The sequence below is a fragment of the Flavobacterium sp. P21 genome (assembly GCF_050632225.1).
Lineage (GTDB): Bacteria > Bacteroidota > Bacteroidia > Flavobacteriales > Flavobacteriaceae > Flavobacterium.
This window is the reverse complement of sequence record NZ_CP192585.1, coordinates 3,127,880-3,148,523: the sequence shown is the minus strand read 5'-3', so window position 1 is coordinate 3,148,523 and position 20,644 is coordinate 3,127,880. Positions and strand designations below refer to the sequence as shown.

Here is a 20,644-nt window from a genome sequence, read left to right as displayed (position 1 = left end):
TGAAACTTGAAACCTGATCCCGAAGCCTCGGGAGAAACAAAAAACACTCCGCTATATCAAACTTAAAATTATCTAGGTGATTAGATTTGTTGGGGGGCAAATTAATAGTGATTATTTTGATTGATACAGCGAAGCATTTTTTGAATAATGAACTATTTCTTCAGATTATCTTTCTTTTCAAAAAGACTTCCAAACAAACCTTTGCTTACTTTAATTTTGCAATCTTTTCCGGTCGCAACAAGATGATCAATGTATTCCATATAAGTTTTTTTGCGTTCTTCTAAAAAACCAACTAAATATTCTTCTGATGCCAACATACCGCTGGCTTCCTCAATATGCAAAAGCTTATTGTACAAAGGCTCAATAAATTTGCTTACAATATCTTCACGAACCGATTTTCTTGTTCCAAAATAACCTACTATTTCTCCATTTGAATCGGCAATAATTTTAAAGTCAGTGATTACCCAATAGTATCTTCCCGTTTTTGACATGTTTTTAATGATCACATGAATATTTCTACTCGATTTAATACTATCCCATAAAAACTTGAAAATTACTTTAGGCATGTCAGGATGGCGAATAATATTATGAGGTTGTCCTATTAATTCATATTCATCATAGCCTGAAACATCTATAAAATCTTCATTGGCGTATAAAATAGTTCCTTTTGTGTCTGTTTTACTGAGTAATACTTTATTCTTGTTCCAATCAACTTCTCGGTCTGATGGATTTGGACGGGGGATTCTAATATCCATAAATTCTGCATTTAAAATTAATATGTGTTTAAGTTAGGTGCTTGTACTATTGCATTAAATTCAATTAAAGCGGTTTTTTAATAAAGTTTAATTATTGATTTGAATTTGTTTTGCCAGTCACAGATTTAAAATGAATATCATTTACAAGATCATCAATTTTTTTGGCGCTTTCTTTCATCAAATCAAGATAATTCAAGAGCTGATCGTTATCAGTATGCCCTTTTGAAACATCAATCAGTTTTAAAACAGAACTTACCGGCATTTTTAAATCTAAAGTCGTTTTATGGATAAAATCATTATACTCTTTTGTTGCAGACATTGAACTGAATTTTGCAGAAGCCAATTTGATATTCTCTAATTCATATTCATCAGAAATTTTAGTGATGTGGTTTTGGCTGTGCGTCTTGAAATAATAAGCCCAGTATCCGTTCATAAAAAATACTGCGCCAGCCAATACAACGTGAATCAAGAAAGTTTCAAGATCAAAATTTACTTGCGAAAAATAAACTTGCAATCCATTTGCATCGTTGTAAACATAATTTTGAAGATATGCCAAAGCTCCATGATGTACGATCACCAAAAGAGTTAGCGGAATTTGAAGTTTCCAATTTTGATAAATAATTAAAATGGTACTAGCCACAAATACTGTAAAATGCATTTCAAATAAACCATGCATTTGATAAATATACTGAGCCATAAAAATTGCCAAAACTACTGAAAGCACATATTGATAAAATTTAGAATTTCTGACAAATAATTTAGCTGAATAATAAGCTAGTAAATTCAGCGTTCCTACGCCTGCTCCAATTTCCCAAGTATCATATTTAAAAGATAACGCAATTCCGAGAAGAAAATAAAGGGCAAGAACATAATTGATAATAGTATCCGATTTTTCTGTCATTGTTGACATAAAACTACGCAGGTAATCCTGCTCATTCAAACTAGCTTTCTTTTTCATAAATTTAGGTAATTTAGGGGTTAGATTTATTTAGTGCATTTTGGTAATGAACATCCATAAGCTTTCAAAGCCAAAGCATCAAATGATGGGGCATTTGTCTTTTTTAGCAACATTTCTATGGCCTGTTGGGCATAATTTGTATCAGCATCAGTACAATATCTTGTTTTATTGTAATTCCCTCTAAAATAAAGCATTTGCGAACTGTCAATGAGTGCGGCTTGTGGTGTTGAAAAGACACCGCAGTTTTTTGCAATTGATTGGTCAAAATAAACTGGAATTTTGGCATCAAATTTTTGCTGAATTTCCCCAATAGTGACACTTTTTTCATTGTTTATGACGACAATTTTAAAGTTAACACGATCTCCATATTTTTTTATCAATTCAGTGACATGAGGAATATTAAAACGGGAGCATGGGCATTCCGGGTTAAAAAAGTGAATGAAAACAGGTTTTTGATTCATTATGCAACATTTTAAATCAATCTTGCTTCCCATCGCAACCGGATGATAATCCTTAGGAATGGGTGTTGGAAGACTGTACTGAAATTCATTTTTCCAAAACAAAACCGAAATAGCCGCAAGAAGCAAACAAAACCATAAGCCAAGGAGTAGTTTTCTCATCATAAATAAATAGATTTTGATTTAAAAATATAAACACTTGTTAATTTTAAAATTTGACGAAGCAAAAATTCAAACTAAAAACAAATAAAAAAACCTACATTTATCAATAACGCAACAAAAAAATAGCACGACATAATCAAAAATGCCATTATTTTGTTTAACCTTATCAATGTTACAAATAAAATCGATAAAGCGCAAAATAATTGAGCTAAAATGCATTACAAAAAAAACATCGTAAGTTTTCTCCTAATTTTAAAACAAGTATTTTTACGTTTTTTATAAACAAAATCTTACTTTTAAATTTTTCTTTTTTCAGAATTTTACTAAACCAAAATCATTTTGAATGAAATCATAGAGAAAAGTATTTTTTTCTACCAAGATTAAACCATTGTAAAGAAAAATAGTCTAAACCAATTGGCAATGCAAAAACTTGTACATACAAATGTTAAATAAAGGCTAAGCTCTTTCGTTTTCGTATCAAAAAGTTAAATTTGTTAGCTACAAAAACAAAAACCCAAAAAAACATATCACTTTAATTTTATGAAAGTAAAAAACCTAATTTACGCCCTGATAATTATTGTTTTAGGAGGATTTATTACCTACAGAATAGTATCCAATAAAAGCAAAAATGATGAATCAAAAAATCTGGCGACAAAGACAAACCAACAACAGTTACTGGAATTGTTGTTAAAACAGCCACTTTTGATAATAATTTATCTTTATCAGGATCAATTGAAGCTAATGAGCAAATAGAAATCAGAAGCGAAGTTTCTGGAATCGTTGAAGGAATTTATTTTAACGAAGGAAGTTACGTAAATAAAGGGCAAGTACTTTTTAAAGTGAATGATATTGAATTGAGAGCGCAATTGCGTCAAGCGCAAACTAGAGAAGGTTTGGTCGCTGAAAATGAAAGAAGAGCAAAATTATTGCTTCAAAAAGAAGCGATCAGCCAAGAAGAATTTGATGTAGCAAATGCTGATTATGCTTCTGCAAAAGCACAAACACAATTGATCAAAGCCCAAATTTCAAAAACCTCTGTAAAAGCTCCTTTTTCAGGAAAAATTGGTTTGCGTTCTATTTCGCCAGGAACGTACATCACTCCTACTATTTTGGTTGCAAAATTAGTCAACATGGGCAAAGTGAAAATCACTTTTTCAATTCCTGAAAAATATGCTACACAAGTAAACAATGGTTCAAGCATTGATTTTACAGTTTCTGGTTCAGACAAAACCTATAATGCCAAAATCTACGCTATAGAACCTGAAGTTGCCGTTGCAACAAGAACTTTACAAATTAGAGCTATTGCCGATAATACTGATGGAAAACTTTTCCCTGGAACTTTTGCAGATGTAAAACTTCCTCTAAATATCATTAAAGATGCAATTGTTGTTCCATCAGAAGCTATCGTTCCTGTTCAAAGCGGAAAGAAAGTGTATATCTCTGATATGGGCAAAGCCAAAGAAGTTATGGTTGAAGCAACGACTCGTACTGATGCTTCTATTTTAATTTTATCTGGATTGAAAGCTGGTGACACACTTGTTACAAGTGGTGTAATGTCTCTTAAAAATGATGCGCCAATAAAAGTTAAAATAAAATAGTCATAAAGTCGAAAGTCCAAAGACTTAAATATAGATTTAAAGATAAGAGTAAGATTTAGCGATAAATCAAAAGTCTAAAATCATAAATCTAAAATCTAAAATCATAATATGAGTTTATCAACCACAAGTATAAGAAGACCCGTTTTAACGATTGTACTGAATCTTTTGATTATTTTATTCGGTTTCATTGGTTATACTTTTTTGGGTGTTCGAGAATTCCCTTCAATTGACCCGGCGCAGGTTTCGATCAGAACAAACTATACCGGAGCGAATTCAGACATTATTGAATCGCAAATTACAGAACCACTTGAAAAAGCAGTAAATGCCATCGATGGAATCAGAAATATTACTTCTTCTAGTAATCAAGGAAGCAGTAATATTACAATCGAGTTTAATCTAGATAAAGATTTAGAAGAAGCCGCAAATGATGTACGTGACAAAGTTTCGCAAGCCATCAGAAGTTTACCTCAAGATATTGATGCACCGCCAGTTGTATCAAAAGCTGATGCTGATAGTGATGCCATCATTTCGATGACGGTTCAAAGTGATAGCCGAAATTCGCTTGAATTGAGTGATTACGCTGAAAATGTTATTTCGCAACGTTTAGAAACAATTCCTGGCGTGAGTGGCGTACAAATTTGGGGGCAAAAACGTTATGCAATGCGCTTATGGATTGATCCTGCTAAACTTGTCGCCTATGGCTGTACAGTGGCAGAAGTCCGTACTGCCTTAAACTCACAAAACGTAGAGCTTCCATCAGGAAAACTGACCGGTAACAATACAGAACTTACTGTAAAAACTATTGGAAACCTTTCAAAACCTGAAGAATTCAACAATATCATCATCCGCACTGACGGAGACAAAATTGTTCGTTTCAGCGATATTGGTGGTGCAGAACTTGGTCCAGAAAATATCGAAACAAAACTGAGTCAGTCTGGTTTGCCAATGATTGGTTTGGCAATTGTACCAATGCCAGGAGCAAATTATTTAGATATTTCAGCTGAATTTTATAAAAAATACGAAGCTTTAAAAAAGGATCTTCCAAAAGACATTAAACTGAATATTGCGCTTGACAATACTATTTTCGTAAAAAAATCAGTGATGGAAGTTGCTGAAACTTTAGGAATTTCTATTGTTCTGGTAATTATCATTATCTATTTATTCTTTAGAGACTGGGCAATTGCTTTCAGACCTTTAATTGATATTCCCGTTTCCTTGATTGCTACATTTTTCATCATGTGGCTTTTTGGATTCTCAATCAACGTTTTGACTTTACTTGCAATTGTACTTGCGACCGGTCTAGTTGTAGATGATGGTATTGTAGTCACCGAAAATATCTTCAAAAAAGTTGAAGAAGGAATGTCGCCAATTGAAGCCGCAATTAAAGGTTCAAATGAGATTTTCTATGCAGTAATTTCGATTTCTGTTACACTTGCGGCGGTATTTTTACCTGTAATTTTCTTGGAAGGTTTCGTAGGCCGACTCTTTAGAGAATTTGGTGTCGTGATTGGTGCCGCAGTTTTGATTTCTGCATTTGTATCACTTACGCTTACGCCAATGTTGAACGCCTATTTAATGAAAGGTGGCGAACAGAAAAAATCAAAATTCTATATTAAAACTGAGCCATTTTTTGAAAAAATGAACAGCAATTATGCTGAATCGCTTTCAAAATTTATGGATAAAAAATGGATCAGCTTCCCAATTCTTATTGCATGTTTCGGGTTGATCTATTTGTTCTTTACCATTCTTCCAAAAGAAACAGCTCCGCTTGACGACAGAAGTTCGGTAACTATGCGTATGACAACTCCTGAAGGTTCATCTTATGAATATACAGACCGTTTTATGCAGGAAATCTCAAAATTGGTTGACGATTCGATTCCGGAGAAAAAGTGAGTTTAGTAATCACTGCACCAGGTTTTGGAGCTTCGGCAACAAATACTGGTTTTATCAGACTTTCACTAAAAGAGCCAGACGAAAGAAAAGCGTCTCAAAAAGATATCGCTGATAAATTGACAAAATGGACAAAAAAATATCCTGAAGCTAAAACTGCCGTTATTCAACAGCCAACAATTGCTGTAAACAGACGTGGAGGTTTGCCAATTCAGTACATTATTCAAGCTCCAAATTTTGAAAAACTAAGAGAAAAAATTCCATTGTTTATGGAAGAAGTTGGAAAAAGTGACGTTTTCTCGACAACAGATGTAAACTTGAAATTCAACAAACCAGAAATCAACGTAAGCATCAATCGTGAAAAGGCTGAAAGTTTAGGGATTTCGATCTTAGATATTGCTCAAACATTGCAACTTTCTTTGAGCGGACAACGTTTTGGATATTTTATCAAAAACGGAAAACAATACCAAGTTATTGGTCAGTTTGATCAAAAAGACCGTTCAAAACCATTGGATTTAACTTCGATGTTTGTCAAAAATAATAAAGGAGAATTAATCCAAATGGATAACGTTGTGAATGTTGAAGAACAAAGTAATCCGCCACAATTGTATCACAATAACAGATATATGTCGGCTACTGTTTCTGCAGGTTTAGCCCCAGGAAAAAGTATGGGTGACGGAATTGAAGAAATGAACCGAATCAAAGCTAAAGTTCTAGACGAAACTTTCACAACCGATTTAGCTGGGGAATCAAGAGATTTTGTAGAAAGTAGCTCAAATACTTCATTTGCATTTGGTTTGGCTTTACTTTTAATCTTCTTGATTTTAGCGGCGCAATTTGAGAGTTTTATTGATCCGTTCATTATCATTTTAACAGTGCCGATGGCGGTTGCTGGAGCGTTATTCTCGCTTTGGTTATTCAATCAAACATGGAATATTTTCAGTCAGATTGGAACTGTAATGCTTATTGGATTAGTAACGAAAAACGGTATTTTGATTGTCGAATTTGCGAATCAGCTTCGAGAACAAGGAAAGCCTAAATTGGAAGCAATTTTAGAAGCTTCAGAAGCGCGTCTTCGACCAATTTTAATGACCAGTTTAGCCATTGCATTAGGAGCTTTGCCAATTGCAATGTCGCTTGGAGCCGCTTCAACAAGTAGAATTGGGATGGGAGTTGTAATCGTTGGAGGAACAATTTTCTCTCTTGCTTTGACACTTTTTGTAATTCCGGCAATTTATTTAATGTGGTCAAAAGCTAGAAAACATTATCCTGAGTTCGATCATATTGATGAATACGAAAAAGAAAGTATAAAATAGTACCCAAAAAAATCATGAATTTTGCTTCTTGCAGTATTCATGATTTTCTGGCAAAAGAATATAAATATGAATATTAAAAATTTATACAGCACTTTACTAATTATCTTTTTGTGCCTTGCAAAAACAAGCGCTCAAGGAGTTTTGACTATTGAAGATGCTACAAAAATCGCTTTAGAAAACAATTTTGAAATTAGAATTGCTAAGAACAATTCAAAAATAAGCGAAACCAATGTTACGATTGGAAATGCGGGATTACTTCCAACCGTTGCCGCTACAGTAAATGACAATAACAGTGTTACAAATTCATCACAAACACGTCAGGACGGAACAACAACTTCGTTAAATAATGCAAAAAACAATACTTTAAGTTATGGAGTTGGCCTGAACTGGACTGTTTTTGACGGAATGAAAATGTTTGCACGTTTGGATCAATTAAAAGAGCTTCAAAAACTAGGTGATTCTGAGTTAAGAAGAACTGTTTTGATCAAAATTGTCCAAGTGAATTCAGCTTATTATGATCTTGTGCAACAACAACATCAATTGGTCGCTTTAGATACGACAATCGTAATTTCGAAGCAAAGATTGACATTGGCACAAAACCGTTTCAGTATTGGAAAAGCTTCAAAATTAGAAGTTTTAAATGCTCAGGTTGATTTAAATTCAGATCAGGTTGCTTTGTTAAGACAAAAAGAAACCTACGCTAATGCTAAAATTTTGCTGAACCAATATTTAGCACGAGATCCTAAAATCGATTTCACGGTTACCGATTTGGTTACCGTTGACAATGCAATGAATTTAGCTGAATTATCTGATTTAGCGCATAAACAAAATCCAGCTGTTGAAGCTCAAATTATTAATAAACGAATTGCAGAACTTCAATTAAAACAAATAAAAGCAGATCGTTATCCGGTTGTAAATCTTACTTCTGGGTATAATTTTTCAGAAAATCAATCAAGTTTGGGTTTTACTAGTCAATCGTCTTCAAAAGGTTTTAATTACGGTTTTAATGCAAGATTGAACATATTTGACGGTTTGAATCAGCACCGAAATGAAAAAGTAGCACAAATGGAAATTGAAAATTCTCAAATTGCTATTGATCAGCAAAATATGATTTTGGATACACAATTGAGCACCGCATTTCAAACTTACCAAACAAACTTGGGATTAATTGATTTAGAAGAAGATAACGTAACAATTGCCAAACAAAACTTAGATATTACGTTAGATAAATTTAGAATCGGAACTATTACAACGCTTGATTTCAGAACAGCACAATTAAATTATGTTAATGCAAAAGTGCGTTACAGCAATGCTCAATATCAGGCAAAATTATCTGAAATTGCCTTGAGAGAATTAGCCGGAAATATTAATTTTTAATTTAAATTTGTTTAAAAAAACAAATATAAATGATTGCATACAACACAAAAGAGTGGTTTAGTTTTATTTTTCATTTTCATAAATCAGACACGATCAGGCAATTATTTCCCGTAATGATTTGCATTGGTATTTATGCTGGCATTGTCGGTTATGTTGAAGTAATTTATTTTGGAATTGATGAAAACCATTATCTTAAAAATATTCCTGTAATGCACGGAATATTGGGTTTTGTGATTTCACTTTTATTGGTTTTTAGAACAAATACTGCATACGACCGCTGGTGGGAAGCCCGAAAACTTTGGGGCGGATTAGTCAACAACAGCCGTAACTTTGCGATAAAACTTTCGGCTATTTTAAAAGATGAAAATGACCGAAAGTTTTTCAGAAAGTTCATTCCTGGCTATGCTTCCATTTTATACAAACATTTGAACAACTCCGACACCGCAAAACAGCTTTTTGAAGATGTTGATTTAGAGTTGGACCATCACAAACACAAACCGAATCAAGTAAAGCAAATGATGTACAATAAAATCAATGCTTTATATGAGTCACAAAAGATAACTGGGGATCAGCTTATTATTTTAAACGCAGAATTAGTTGCTTTTACAGATATTTGTGGTGCCTGCGAACGCATCAAAAACACACCTATCCCCTACTCTTACAGCGCTTTTATAAAGAAATTTATTTTCTTTTACATTATGACTTTGCCTTTTGGATATTCCTTGAGTCTAGGTTATTATGTCGTTCCTGTTGTTGTTTTTATCTTTTATGTTTTGGCAAGTTTGGAGTTAATTGCCGAAGAAATTGAAGATCCTTTTGGCGATGATGAAAATGATTTGCCAATCAAAAAAATATCGGAGAACATTAAAAGACATGTCGAAGAACTGATTTAGCAAAATTGCATTATCCGCAATTAAATCCCTACAAAATTTCCGCTTAACCAATAAAACATTTCATTCAACGACTATTCTTTGAAATGTTGAAATTTTGCCATAAACTTTGTGTCAGCAATTTAAACCGCCTCTTTTGAGTTGCATCTAATTTTTTCTTATTACTACTTTAAATTTTGTTATTATGAAAAAAATTATTCTACTCATGGTTTTTGCTTTTCTGATTGGCAACTGTACTACTGAACCTGTTAGCACTGACATGCAAACCGAAGCTAAACAAACAGACAGTTCTTCTCTTACTGCAAAAGGAACTTATTCAGAATGTGATCCTATTTCAATCGACATTAAGGCCGGGCAATTTACAAACTCGGGCAAAATTTTAGTTGAAAATGATGCCACAAACCTTTATGTGACATACACTGCTTTACCAAATTGGTATTTTAGCGAAATGCATTTATATGTTGGTCCGTATGCTAATGTACCAACTGCAAATGGAAATCCAATTCCGGGTCAATTTCCATACAAAAAAAGCTTTAATCCTTTAGTTCAAATGTACACTTTTACAATCCCTCTTTCGTCAATAATCTTAGATTCAAATAGATGCCTATACATTGCCGCTCATTCAGTTATGAAAAATATTGTAAACGGCACTACAGTAAGAACCGAAACCGGTTGGGCTGGAGACATTAAATTTCCTGGTAAAAATTGGGCAACTTACTTTAACTACTGTTTAAGAACTTGTACCTCAGACGATCCTCCTGGAGAAACTACTTGCGATACAGCATACATGTTTGGAAATAACACTTTCAACAGCTTGAATCTTTCTGAAAAATGGGGCTGGGTTACTTCTTATAACAATGTAACAAACGGAACTTACACCTATAATTTGTATGCAGGCGCTGGGCAAAATAATATCAACAATGGATATTTGGCAGGAACTGTAACGGTTGTTATCCAAGGAAGCAACGTACAAGTAACCCTAAATGCAACTCATACTGGAACTATATTTACAGAAACACATGTTTATTTATCTGATAGTCCACCAACCACTGTCGCTCCTGGTCAATATGGCAATCAGCATACTTTAAACAATACAACTACAGACACTTACAACCTAACATATAGTGGAGATGGAAGTTTCTGGTTAATTGTCCATGCAGGAGTATGTACCACTAATTAAATTAAACTTAAAGAAAAAGAGAGAAATTAATTCTCTCTTTTTTTATGCATTAGTAAAACTTAGATAAAAACATTTATTTTGAAAAAACTCCTTATCAAAAAACAAAAAAAATGTTTCCAACTCCGCTGATCAATCCTTATATTTACATCCTCATACAAGAATAATAAAACTAACATGAAAATATCTTACAACTGGCTAAAACAATTTATTAAAACAGACTGGACTTCAGAACAAACATCAGAACTTCTTACTGATTTAGGTTTGGAAGTAGAAGTTGTAGAAAAATACCAATCTATAAAAGGTGGTTTAGAAGGAGTTGTTGTGGGGCATGTACTTACTTGCGAAAAACATCCTGATGCAGACCGATTGAAAGTAACAACTGTAAATATTGGTCAAGAAGCTCCTGTACAAATTGTTTGCGGTGCATCAAATGTGGCCGCAGGACAAAAAGTGCCAGTTGCAACTATTGGAACTGTTTTATATGATAAAGATGGTGCTGAATTTACCATCAAAAAAGGAAAAATTCGTGGGCAAGAAAGCCACGGAATGATTTGTGCCGAAGATGAATTAGGATTAGGTACAGGCCACGACGGAATTATGGTTCTTGATGAGGCGTTAGTTCCTGGAACTCCAGCCGCAGAAGTTTTCAAAATTACAAATGACGAAGTTTTCGAAATTGGTTTGACTCCAAACCGTGCCGATGCAATGAGCCATTTCGGTACAGCTCGTGATTTAAGAGCCGGAATGTTGCAACGTGGTGTAAACGTTGAATTAATTACGCCATCTGTAAGCAATTTTAGAGTGGACATGCGTACACTAAAAATCGATGTTAATGTTGAAGATTCGCATTTAGCTCCAAGATACTGTGGAGTAACAATTTCAGGAATTACGGTTCAAGAATCTCCAAACTGGCTTCAAGATCGCTTAAAAGCTATTGGATTGACTCCAAAAATAATATTGTCGATGTTACTAATTATGTTTTACACGAATTAGGGCAACCGCTTCATGCTTTCGACGCCGCAAAAATCAACGGAAAAGTAATCGTAAAAACATTGCCAGAAGGAACAAAATTTGTTACTCTTGATGATGTTGAAAGAACATTACACAAAGAAGATTTGATGATTTGTGACGAAAAAGGTCCATTATGTATTGCGGGAGTTTTTGGAGGAAAAAATCTGGTGTTACTGACGGAACAACTACAATCTTTTTAGAAAGCGCTTATTTTGACGCTGTTAGCATTCGTAAAACGGCTAAAAGACATCAATTAAACACTGACGCTTCATTTAGATTCGAAAGAGGAATTGACCCAACAATTACGGAATATGCCTTGAAACGTGCGGCGCTTTTAATCCAGGAGGTTGCTGGTGGAAAAATAACTTCTGATGTTGTAGAGGTTTATCCTAAAAAAGTAGAAGATTTTTCTGTTTTATTGAATTTTAGCCACGTTTATAAAATAATTGGGCAGGAAATTCCAAAAGATACGATCAAAAAAATATTAGTTTCTTTAGATATCAAAGTAAACAGTGTTTCTGATTCTGGTTTAGGATTGACAATTCCTGCTTACCGTGTTGATGTGCAACGTGAAATTGATGTTATTGAAGAAATCTTACGTGTTTATGGCTACAACAACATTAATTTTTCTAAAAAATTCAATGCAACTGTAGCAAACTCACCAAGAACAGAAGATTATAAAGTACAAAATGTAATTGCCTCTCAGTTGAATTCTCAAGGTTTCCATGAAATGATGGCAAACTCTTTGACAACAGCGGCATATGCAAAACTTTCGACTTCATTAAAAGAAGAACATAACGTAACGATGTTGAATCCTTTGAGCAGTGATTTATCAACAATGCGTCAATCTTTGTTGTTTTCTGGATTGGAAGCTATTTCATACAATATCAATAGAAAAAATTCGGATTTGAAATTATTTGAATTCGGAAAATCATATCATAAATATTTGACTGGCTACGAAGAGCACAAACATTTGACTTTATTGATTTCTGGAAACAGAAACAAAGAAAGCTGGACAAATCCTCAAAAAACAACTGATTTCTTTTTATTGAAGGGATATGTAAAAGCTGTTTTGGCTCGTTTAGGGATTGACAAAATTTCGAATGCGCCAGTTCAATCTGATATTTTTTCAGAAGGAACAGCTATTTGCTACAACAATGATACTTTGGTTGAAATGGGAGTAGTTAAAAAGTCAATATTAAAACACTTCGGAATCAAACAAGATGTTTATTATGCTGATTTCAATTGGGATTTAGTTTTGAAAATCATTACTGGAAAAATTAAATACACTGAAATTCCTAAATATCCTGAAGTGCGAAGAGATTTGGCGTTATTGATTGACCAAAGTACGACATACGAAAGCATTTTTAATTTGGCAAAACAAACTGAGAAATCACTTTTAAAAGACATCAACTTGTTTGACGTGTATGAAGGAAATAAACTTCCAGAAGGCAAAAAATCGTATGCTTTGAGTTTTACCATTCAAGATAATACAAAAACACTTACAGATGCTCAAATCGACAAAATCATGTCGAAATTGCAACAAACTTTTGAAACGGAACTTGGTGCAAGTTTAAGATAACAATATAATTTTCAATAAAAAACCTAGCTTAACGGCTAGGTTTTTTTTATTAAAAATTGACTCTCGTCGACAATCTCCTCGCTCCTGCCGAGTTTGGATGAATTTCATCTCGCCAATATTCTGAAGAATTTAAAAGTCCGCGGTAATCAATTATCCTGCATTGGAAACGATAACCGTAATAACCAAAATGATTCTTGATTTGACACAATAGAGCATAAAATTTGTCCAATAAACGAATAATGATATACGATCTTAAAATTTCATCGGCAATTCCCAAACGATCAAAAACCGGTTTTATCCAAGGACCAAGAGGCAAATCGACGCCTACAATTGAAGGTCTTACACCAAGCTTAAATAACGGATAATCGTAAGTATGCATATAAAAAAAGTATTTGGCGTTGCGTATGTATTTACAATATTTCCAAAACTCAGATAATTTCGCATAATTGTACTGAAAATTGAATTCAAATTAACCGAATTAAACAGCGCACGATCAAAAGTATTTGTATTTAGAAATCTTTTATATAAAATACATTTTTGGTACAACGCATCTCCAGACAAACTTCTGAGTTCTGTCAACTTCGCTTGATCAGTAAAAAAGCTTGGATCGAAAGAAGTTACACCAGCATTTACTATTCTGCCCAACTGTGGAAAGACATCGTTTCCGCCTCCGCTAAAATAAATTCGGTCAATGCGATAACTGCTTACATATTGCACAAAATGAGTTCTGTCGGCATACATTTGTGAAGTTGTTTCACCAAATTTCGCTAAATGCAGACAATTCAAATTCAATCTTTGATTTCGATCTGTAATTGTATCGTATAAATCCAGAATAGTCGGAACCGGATAATCCAGCCATGAATCTCCTTCAAAAATAACATTCAATGTATTTGCGTTTCCTGCATTTCTTCTAAATAAAAATGAATTTGTTAAGAACGGCTGATGCAGGGATTCGTCTTCCGATTCAACCAGCGAAGTATTTACACTATTCAATTGTTTCAAGACATTAAAAGTCACATCACCCGGATTAATATTCCCAGTGACCTGAATGCTATTATTCGCCTGAAAGTTAAGAATAGAGATAATGGTGCTATCCGTTTGATTATTTACTATACTCCCGCTGGTTTGCACGGGATAACCTAATGTTTTTAAATAATTTTGTATTAGTAGTACGTCAGATCTATTGTTTACTGCATTTAACCCTACACTGTTTACAAGTGCACTTACTACAGGAGGATTTTGATTTACAACTGAGGGATTTGAAATTAAATTTTCCATAGTATTCCATGTTTATGTTATTTTATTCGGATTGATATAGCCGTGTCCAGCTCTAAAAATCTCGAAATTATTTTCCTTAAAGGAAGCAAGATCACAGGCGTTGAAAAGTTTTTTTCTTATTGAAATAATATCAAGATTAGGTTCTTTCTCAAGAATTTTCATTACTAAAGAAGCTACATATGGAGCCGCCATACTACTACCACTTTTTGATGTTAGCTTATTTGATGCTCTATTTTCTCTGTTTGAAGACGAGCAGGATGATTTTATTTTAAAACCAGGTGCAACAAGCTCAGGCTTCATGCGTCCATCTGCTGTTGGGCCAGAACTGCTGAAAGACAAAATAGGTTTTGAGTCATCATTTTGATTATAAGCTCCAACAACAATACTGTATTTTGAATTGCAAATTGAATTTGTAGTATGGGTTTTATTTGCAATTGCAGGCAAAAAAATAGATTGTCCGCCATCATCACGCTCAATATAACAATGATAACGCCCGTTTTTTACAGTTCTGCCAACCAATTCTATCGTCCAAAATTTCGAATCCAGTTTGCCGTTAACCAAAATATTGATTTGATTTTTTCCTGTATTGGGTTCGTTGCTTCTGTGCAGGCAAATCCCGACTTCATCATCATCTTTTAAAATTATTTCATCTTTAAAAGGTTTTGAAGAAAGCAAGAGTTTCATATTATCATCATATATATCTACGCTTAAAATATCGTCTCCATGATACCAAATTTCCATTTCATTGGGAGTCCGATCGTGTTTTTTAAACATCCATGGAATTTTGACCTTTTGATTTTCTTTGATATCGCCGTAAGTATGCGCATTTGACTGATGATAATTTCCTGTACTTTGCACAATAGCAGTTCCTTTTCGTGTCGTTACAATATGATCGATGATCTGTTCAAATAACGTTTTTCCCATATGTGCATCACCATGACCACCCAAACTCATATTGATTACCAAAGGTCTTTCACCAGCTTCATTCGTAATCAAACACAAACCTTCAGCACCTTTCACTGAATCACCTAATGATAAATTAGATCCATTAACAAGATTAGTTCCCATATCAACTGCAATTATTGGCACATTTGGAGCGAAACTTTTGGGCGCAACTGAGCCGTTGCCACAGGCAATTCCGAGTACATGTGTTCCATGTGTTCCATTGCCAAACAAATCCGATTTTCCTGGATGATAACCTAGTTTTTTAAACGGAAATTCATCTAACAAAGCTTCGTTTATTTGTGCTTTTGTAATGATTCTTCCATATCCATATTTATTGCCGTCATATCGATCAGATTGTACCCAAATTTTCTCAAAACGTGTTTTTCCATTGCTTATAAAATCTGGATGTGTAAAATCAAATCCAAAATCAATAATTCCGAATACAACATTTGAAACTGCCTCATCTAAAACATCATTTTTTTGTCCAAAATTTGGGTTTCAGGAGCAAGTTCAATATAATCATTGGCAGGAACAACCATTGCCGCCTTTAAGCTTTTTACCTTTTTACTTTGGTAAATTGGGCATAAAAAACGTCGTTGTGTTCTAATACTCACAATATTTCCAAATTCCGAAATGATTTTACAATTATCAGGATACTCCTTTTCTTTTTCTAAACGCATCAAAAGCGATAATTCTTCATCGGGATTTCCGTATAAAATAACTTTGAGTCTCGGATCCATAATGCGTAATTTTAATGATGTAGACGAATTAAACTTAACTTGCCATCAATATCAAAGAGTTCAGAATTTAGATAATTGAAGTAAAGCATTTCTTCAGCCAAGGAAGAGAAAACTACATCAAAATCATTGCCCTGCAATACAAAACTGTTGATCTCATAAACATATTGGCTGTTTTTGAGATCAATATTTTTTAATCCTACAATAAAATTTTGATCCTTTTGATCTAGTTTGGAAAAATCAGGATCTTCTGAAACCTTGATTAATAATTCTAACGTTTTATCAATTGAAAAAATCTTTTTCGGAATCAATTCCTTAAACAACTTTGTCTTTTCTTCTTCAGCTTTTTTTGAAAATTTTAGATTTTTCGCATAAAAACTTGGGCGAATCGAGTTTATTTTTTTAAAATTTGAGCCGTATTTTCTTCAATTTTATTTAAACGAATAGTTTCTTGGTCAGTGACAGCTGTTTTCATCTTTTTACATTTTTAACAGGTGGTTTTTGATCGACAACAGCGGAAGCTTCAGAAGCAGGAAGCGCTTTAGCAATAACATCTAATCTGTTTTTAATTTCCTGAATAGCAACATTTATATCAGCATTATTCTTTTCCAAAATTTCAATTCTTGGTAGTAATGTTTCTGCTATGATTTTTTCTACTTTACTGTTATTCTCTGAAATTTTAGCGATCTGACTTTCCAGATTTGCAGTGCTTTCTGAAATTTTTGCTTGTAAAGTTTCTAAGGTTACCACATTTGCGGTAGCATTTCCTTCAGATTGCGTTGCTTTAGGATCATTCTCTGTCGTAGTTGTAGCCGTAGTGGTAGACGCAGTACCTGAAGTAGTATTTCTTCCCGGATCAGTAGCTTTGTCAGCAATAAATTTATCACCTTCAATCTTGGCTTTATTCTCTATGATTAAATAATTCAGCAACGGATTTTCAGAAACTGCACCTGCTAAAAGCGCTGTATTTGTAATTTCCTGATTTCCTGAAACATTATAGAAACTTGCTCTGCTGTTGGCAATTACATAATTGATTAATATACTAAATGGATTCATCTTGCATAGTTTTAAGGTTAATAGAAAATAAAGGGCAATTGAGGCTCAACTGCCCTCTCTGTAATTTACTTATTCATCATCATCATCAATGCAATAGGCAAAATGTTGTTGTTATTTGCTGTATTGCCTTGATTTTGTTGTGATAATATAAGTACTAATGGAAGCATCATATTTGAATTGTCTGATTTTCCAGAACCTGAATCACCCATTGTAGTCATCATTGGCAATAGCAAAGACATCGTCTGATCAATGTAAATTGGATTTTTACCATCTTTGGCTATAATTTTAGCATCAGTTCCTGAACCCGTAACTTCAAGATTTTCTGTTACTAATTTTGGCTGATTTAATAGTGATCCCATCATGCTCATCATTTGCATATTTTTGAGAACTTTTGTTTGATTGTCGCCTTTTCTGGCATCTATCTTTGCAAGTTCTGTATGCTTTTGATCTAATGCAACCAAAGTTTTATTAGTTGCAATTGATGTTTTTTTCAGCTCATTTACCTGATTTGAAATCGCATCCAATGATTTTTTCAATTCACTTTTAGTGGCGTAATCATTAGCTCTTCCGCTCAAGGCTTTTCCAAAGTTTGACTTTTGTTTAACTGCAGAACTAATACTTGGTTTAATTCCTTTTATGAAAGGTTTCTTTTTTACAGCTTCATCATAACTTTCGTCATAACTTTCTAATAAATCTTCGCTTAAAAGATCTTCGTTGAAATAATCTTCATTCAATAAATCTTCGTCTAAATAACTTTCAAAATAGCTCATAATTTTAATTTTTAATGGTTAATTTTTGTTGAAATAATGTTTGTTATATTTCTGGATGGCTGGTTGAATATATTTGTTGAAAAGAATAAAATCTGGAACATTGTTGCCTGGTTTTCCAGTGCCGAAGCATTCTGGACAGTCTGGATTGTCTCCAAAACATTCTGTGCAGGCACCAATCGCTTTTGCTAAATCATCATTTTGATTTAATTCAAATTCCAGCTGAAATTTCAGCCCTTCAATTATGGTAAAAAGTTTATGATTGATTTTTTTAGTTTCTTGACTCTTTCTTCAAGTTCTAAATCAATTTTTGGGATTTCTTTTTCCTCTTCAGGCTCTTTTTTTCCATCATGGGTCGCATAAGCTCAAAATATTTAGCCATTTCAGGATTATGTTCTTTCAAATATTCTAAATAAGCATCCATTGGTATAACATTTAGGTTTTATAAACTTGCAATAGAATTTTCAAGTCTATTGATTCGGTTAGGAGTGTTTGTGCCCACAAATTGGCCATATTGATCAACGTAGTAATCTTCAGTAGGAATCAATCCTCCGTTGTAATATTCATACAAGATATTCTCTGTTAGATAATTAACATTTTCAATCAATTCAGCAAAAGAGTGGCTTTCAATTGGCGCATTTGGACTTGCAGTACCTAAGCTTTGTTGTGCCTGACCAGCCTGAAATTGAGGATTATTAATCACACCGCCCAACTGATTGTACAAACCTTGTATTCTACCAATATCTTGTGCGACTTGAGGGCGAAGCGCCACTGGATTGTCCTGCACATACTGCTGAATTGCTGGAACTACAGCTCTACCTGCATTCGCCAAATAACGTCCTGTGTCGCCTAAAGCTTGTCTAAAAGCTGACGGTTGTGCCGGTCTGCGTTGTGGCTGAGGCGCTGGTCTGTAGGGCTGTTGCGGTGTTGGTCTGCGTTGTGGCTGACGGCTATTATCTAAAGCCGCGCTACCAGCTCCTGCTAAATTACTAACCAATCCTCCAACGGCACCACCAATCTGAGGCGCGCCAAAATATGTTCCAACGGCAGTTCCAACAATTGGAGCTACAGCCGAAACACCGCGTAGAACTCCAGAACCAATACTGCTGGCAACATTTCCTAAACTTGACCAAAATCCTTCTGCCTCACTTTCGGTCATTTGATTTACTCGTGATAAAAGGACATCTTCTAATTCACTTTCGCTTAAATTAGAATATTCTGGCCCTAAAACATATCGTACAGCTTCAAAATAATTGTCTTCGCTGAATGATTCTCCCTGAAAAACTTCATGATATAAACTCATAACTTTTAGTATTACAATTTGTTCTTACTCTATTAACAGGCTTTTCAGATTTCGCCTATCCATTTTGTGCACAAAAGGAACGATGTAAAATTGTTTCTTTATAATTTCTTACAAAACAGTACTTTAACCCAAATTTTTAAATAAATTTACCCTTACAAAAAAGGGGATATTTCCCCTTGCCCGCTGTAAGGCTTTAAAATAATTTTGCCCATACTATTTGATTAAAACAGTAGTCAACAAATCAATTAAACCATCAATTATTAAAGATTTAATTTTATCATTATGGAAAGAGAAACTGGAAGACCGACTCAATTAATTACTAGAAAATTTGCAAAAGAATTGCATTCTAATTTCATGAAATACCGAGCCAGCATTATTGCGAAATACATTAAAAAGGAAGATGCCAATGCTGTTTGGTTTTCTGTCGAAGAACTTGAAAACTATATTCATTATATTAAATCAAAAGGTGAAAAGACTGGATATGACGTAAATGGAATTCGTATTTATTTTGGGGTATATCCCGAACAAAAAAAATATGAAGAAAAAGCAGGTTTAATGACCGTTTTTTTACAAGCTACTGGAAAGAAAATAAGAAAGGTAGCTAAAGAAGGAGAAGTACATACTCTTGCATTAATGATGGAAAATGGAGAAAGCGACATTTCAAGTATCGAACCAATGAATTATGGCAGTATCGGAAGACCGCCTGCTCTAGAATATTAAAAAATATGTTTGAATTTTTACGATTTTACACTTTCTATTTAGCTTTATTTTCTGGAATTATTGGATTGCTAGCCATAAAAAAACTTCCAAACTTTAGAGCTAAATTTTTAGTAGTTCTAATTTGGTTTTCTGTAGTAATTGAAAGAGTTGGATATTATTTCACAGAATGGACCGGATTATTGAATTACTACGTTTTCAATTTCTATATGCTCGTCACGTTTTCGGCCTATATCTTGCTTTTGCGGAGCTTATTAACAAAAGTAAATCATCGTTTAACAGCTCTTCTTTGTTTTTTCTTGTTTATTGTTTCTTACTTTTTAAACATTTTATATTTCAAAGAAGATATAAACCATTCTTACACATATAGTTTTGCAATTGGAGTTTTATTAATTATGATATTAGCCTGTTTATATTTGGTCGAAATTTTTAATTCGGATAAAATATTAAATTTCAAAAAATCAGTTTTCTTTTGGTACATATTAGGAATATTGGTTTTTCATGTACCCTTTCTGCCCTTTATGCTTGCATTAAATTGGTTTTTGATCAAACACGATGAATCCATTTTTAGCCTAGTAGTATTTTTATTGAATCTTTTAGCACACAGTCGCTATATTATCGGATTTTTATGGAGCGAAAAGAAATACAATTATTAGTCATTTCA

The 20,644-nt window shown here is 33.7% G+C and carries 18 protein-coding genes and 4 pseudogenes; 9 read left to right on the top strand and 13 right to left on the bottom strand.

Annotation, left to right across the window (positions count from 1 at the left end; genetic code table 11):
* Positions 1 to 152: 152 nt before the first annotated feature.
* The 3 genes from ACQ9BO_RS15810 to ACQ9BO_RS15800 form a co-directional block, all read right to left on the bottom strand.
* Entirely contained in the window at positions 153 to 755 is a 603-nt protein-coding gene (locus ACQ9BO_RS15810) for a PAS domain-containing protein (protein WP_431241525.1), read from the bottom strand.
* A gap of 91 nt (positions 756 to 846) precedes the next feature.
* Positions 847 to 1,713 (bottom strand): hypothetical protein, encoded by an 867-nt coding sequence (locus ACQ9BO_RS15805; RefSeq protein ID WP_431241524.1) that lies wholly within the window; start codon positions 1,711 to 1,713, stop codon positions 847 to 849.
* A 26-nt stretch (positions 1,714 to 1,739) separates the two neighbouring features.
* Positions 1,740 to 2,336 carry an AhpC/TSA family protein gene (locus ACQ9BO_RS15800; protein WP_431241523.1) on the bottom strand — a complete coding sequence of 199 codons (597 nt, stop codon included), beginning with the start codon at positions 2,334 to 2,336 and terminating at the stop codon, positions 1,740 to 1,742.
* Between the two features lie 537 nt (positions 2,337 to 2,873).
* On the opposite strand from ACQ9BO_RS15800, the pseudogene ACQ9BO_RS15795 reads away from it, so the two are divergent.
* The 6 genes and pseudogenes from ACQ9BO_RS15795 (at position 2,874) to pheT (ending at position 13,177) form a co-directional block, all read left to right on the top strand.
* Positions 2,874 to 3,931: pseudogene (locus ACQ9BO_RS15795) on the top strand (efflux RND transporter periplasmic adaptor subunit).
* 108 nt (positions 3,932 to 4,039) lie between these two features.
* A pseudogene (locus ACQ9BO_RS15790) lies at positions 4,040 to 7,137 on the top strand (efflux RND transporter permease subunit).
* Between the two features lie 66 nt (positions 7,138 to 7,203).
* On the top strand, positions 7,204 to 8,514 hold the full coding sequence (locus ACQ9BO_RS15785; protein ID WP_431241522.1) for a TolC family protein: 1,311 nt from the start codon (positions 7,204 to 7,206) through the stop codon (positions 8,512 to 8,514).
* Positions 8,515 to 8,543: 29 nt separating this feature from the next.
* On the top strand, positions 8,544 to 9,407 hold the full coding sequence (locus ACQ9BO_RS15780) for a bestrophin family protein (protein WP_431241521.1): 864 nt from the start codon (positions 8,544 to 8,546) through the stop codon (positions 9,405 to 9,407).
* Between the two features lie 181 nt (positions 9,408 to 9,588).
* On the top strand, positions 9,589 to 10,584 hold the full coding sequence (locus tag ACQ9BO_RS15775; RefSeq protein WP_431241520.1) for a hypothetical protein: 996 nt from the start codon (positions 9,589 to 9,591) through the stop codon (positions 10,582 to 10,584).
* A gap of 174 nt (positions 10,585 to 10,758) precedes the next feature.
* Positions 10,759 to 13,177, top strand: a pseudogene (gene pheT, locus ACQ9BO_RS15770) (phenylalanine--tRNA ligase subunit beta).
* A gap of 49 nt (positions 13,178 to 13,226) precedes the next feature.
* Here pheT and ACQ9BO_RS15765 read toward each other — a convergent pair.
* The 8 genes and pseudogenes from ACQ9BO_RS15765 to ACQ9BO_RS15730 all read right to left on the bottom strand — a co-directional run bounded on the left by ACQ9BO_RS15765 (position 13,227) and on the right by ACQ9BO_RS15730 (position 17,963).
* A complete protein-coding gene (locus ACQ9BO_RS15765) occupies positions 13,227 to 13,556 on the bottom strand; it encodes a hypothetical protein (RefSeq protein WP_431241519.1) in 330 nt (109 codons plus the stop codon).
* Positions 13,517 to 14,455 carry a peptidoglycan-binding domain-containing protein gene (locus ACQ9BO_RS15760; RefSeq protein ID WP_431241518.1) on the bottom strand — a complete coding sequence of 313 codons (939 nt, stop codon included), beginning with the start codon at positions 14,453 to 14,455 and terminating at the stop codon, positions 13,517 to 13,519. The genes ACQ9BO_RS15765 and ACQ9BO_RS15760 overlap by 40 nt, the downstream gene beginning before the upstream one ends.
* A 12-nt stretch (positions 14,456 to 14,467) precedes the next feature.
* Positions 14,468 to 15,139 (bottom strand): S8 family serine peptidase, encoded by a 672-nt coding sequence (locus ACQ9BO_RS15755; RefSeq protein WP_431245135.1) that lies wholly within the window; start codon positions 15,137 to 15,139, stop codon positions 14,468 to 14,470.
* A gap of 210 nt (positions 15,140 to 15,349) precedes the next feature.
* Positions 15,350 to 15,838: pseudogene (locus ACQ9BO_RS15750) on the bottom strand (S8 family serine peptidase); the annotation flags it as partial.
* A gap of 26 nt (positions 15,839 to 15,864) precedes the next feature.
* Positions 15,865 to 16,140, bottom strand: coding sequence for a hypothetical protein (locus tag ACQ9BO_RS15745; protein WP_431241517.1), 276 nt, complete (start codon positions 16,138 to 16,140; stop codon positions 15,865 to 15,867).
* A gap of 11 nt (positions 16,141 to 16,151) precedes the next feature.
* The gene (locus ACQ9BO_RS15740) at positions 16,152 to 16,460 is read right to left on the bottom strand and encodes a hypothetical protein (protein ID WP_431241516.1); all 309 of its coding nucleotides are present in this window, start codon (positions 16,458 to 16,460) and stop codon (positions 16,152 to 16,154) included.
* A 148-nt stretch (positions 16,461 to 16,608) separates the two neighbouring features.
* Positions 16,609 to 17,193: a hypothetical protein gene (locus ACQ9BO_RS15735; protein ID WP_431241515.1), complete on the bottom strand. Its 585-nt coding sequence runs from the start codon at positions 17,191 to 17,193 to the stop codon at positions 16,609 to 16,611.
* A gap of 65 nt (positions 17,194 to 17,258) precedes the next feature.
* Positions 17,259 to 17,963 carry a hypothetical protein gene (locus tag ACQ9BO_RS15730; RefSeq protein ID WP_431241514.1) on the bottom strand — a complete coding sequence of 235 codons (705 nt, stop codon included), beginning with the start codon at positions 17,961 to 17,963 and terminating at the stop codon, positions 17,259 to 17,261.
* A 76-nt stretch (positions 17,964 to 18,039) separates the two neighbouring features.
* Here ACQ9BO_RS15730 and ACQ9BO_RS15725 point away from each other — a divergent pair, with 76 nt between their 5' ends.
* Positions 18,040 to 18,165: a hypothetical protein gene (locus ACQ9BO_RS15725; protein ID WP_431241513.1), complete on the top strand. Its 126-nt coding sequence runs from the start codon at positions 18,040 to 18,042 to the stop codon at positions 18,163 to 18,165.
* 93 nt (positions 18,166 to 18,258) lie between these two features.
* Here the strand turns inward: ACQ9BO_RS15725 and ACQ9BO_RS15720 are convergent, their stop codons facing one another.
* Both ACQ9BO_RS15720 and ACQ9BO_RS15715 read right to left on the bottom strand, forming a co-directional pair.
* Positions 18,259 to 18,384: a hypothetical protein gene (locus ACQ9BO_RS15720; protein ID WP_431241512.1), complete on the bottom strand. Its 126-nt coding sequence runs from the start codon at positions 18,382 to 18,384 to the stop codon at positions 18,259 to 18,261.
* Between the two features lie 18 nt (positions 18,385 to 18,402).
* Positions 18,403 to 19,263, bottom strand: a complete 861-nt coding sequence (locus tag ACQ9BO_RS15715; protein ID WP_431241511.1) for a hypothetical protein — start codon at positions 19,261 to 19,263, stop codon at positions 18,403 to 18,405.
* A 282-nt stretch (positions 19,264 to 19,545) separates the two neighbouring features.
* On the opposite strand from ACQ9BO_RS15715, the gene ACQ9BO_RS15710 reads away from it, so the two are divergent.
* Both ACQ9BO_RS15710 and ACQ9BO_RS15705 read left to right on the top strand, forming a co-directional pair.
* Positions 19,546 to 19,983 (top strand): hypothetical protein, encoded by a 438-nt coding sequence (locus ACQ9BO_RS15710; protein ID WP_132991091.1) that lies wholly within the window; start codon positions 19,546 to 19,548, stop codon positions 19,981 to 19,983.
* Positions 19,984 to 19,988: 5 nt separating this feature from the next.
* Positions 19,989 to 20,636: a hypothetical protein gene (locus tag ACQ9BO_RS15705; protein WP_431241510.1), complete on the top strand. Its 648-nt coding sequence runs from the start codon at positions 19,989 to 19,991 to the stop codon at positions 20,634 to 20,636.
* Positions 20,637 to 20,644: the final 8 nt, after the last annotated feature.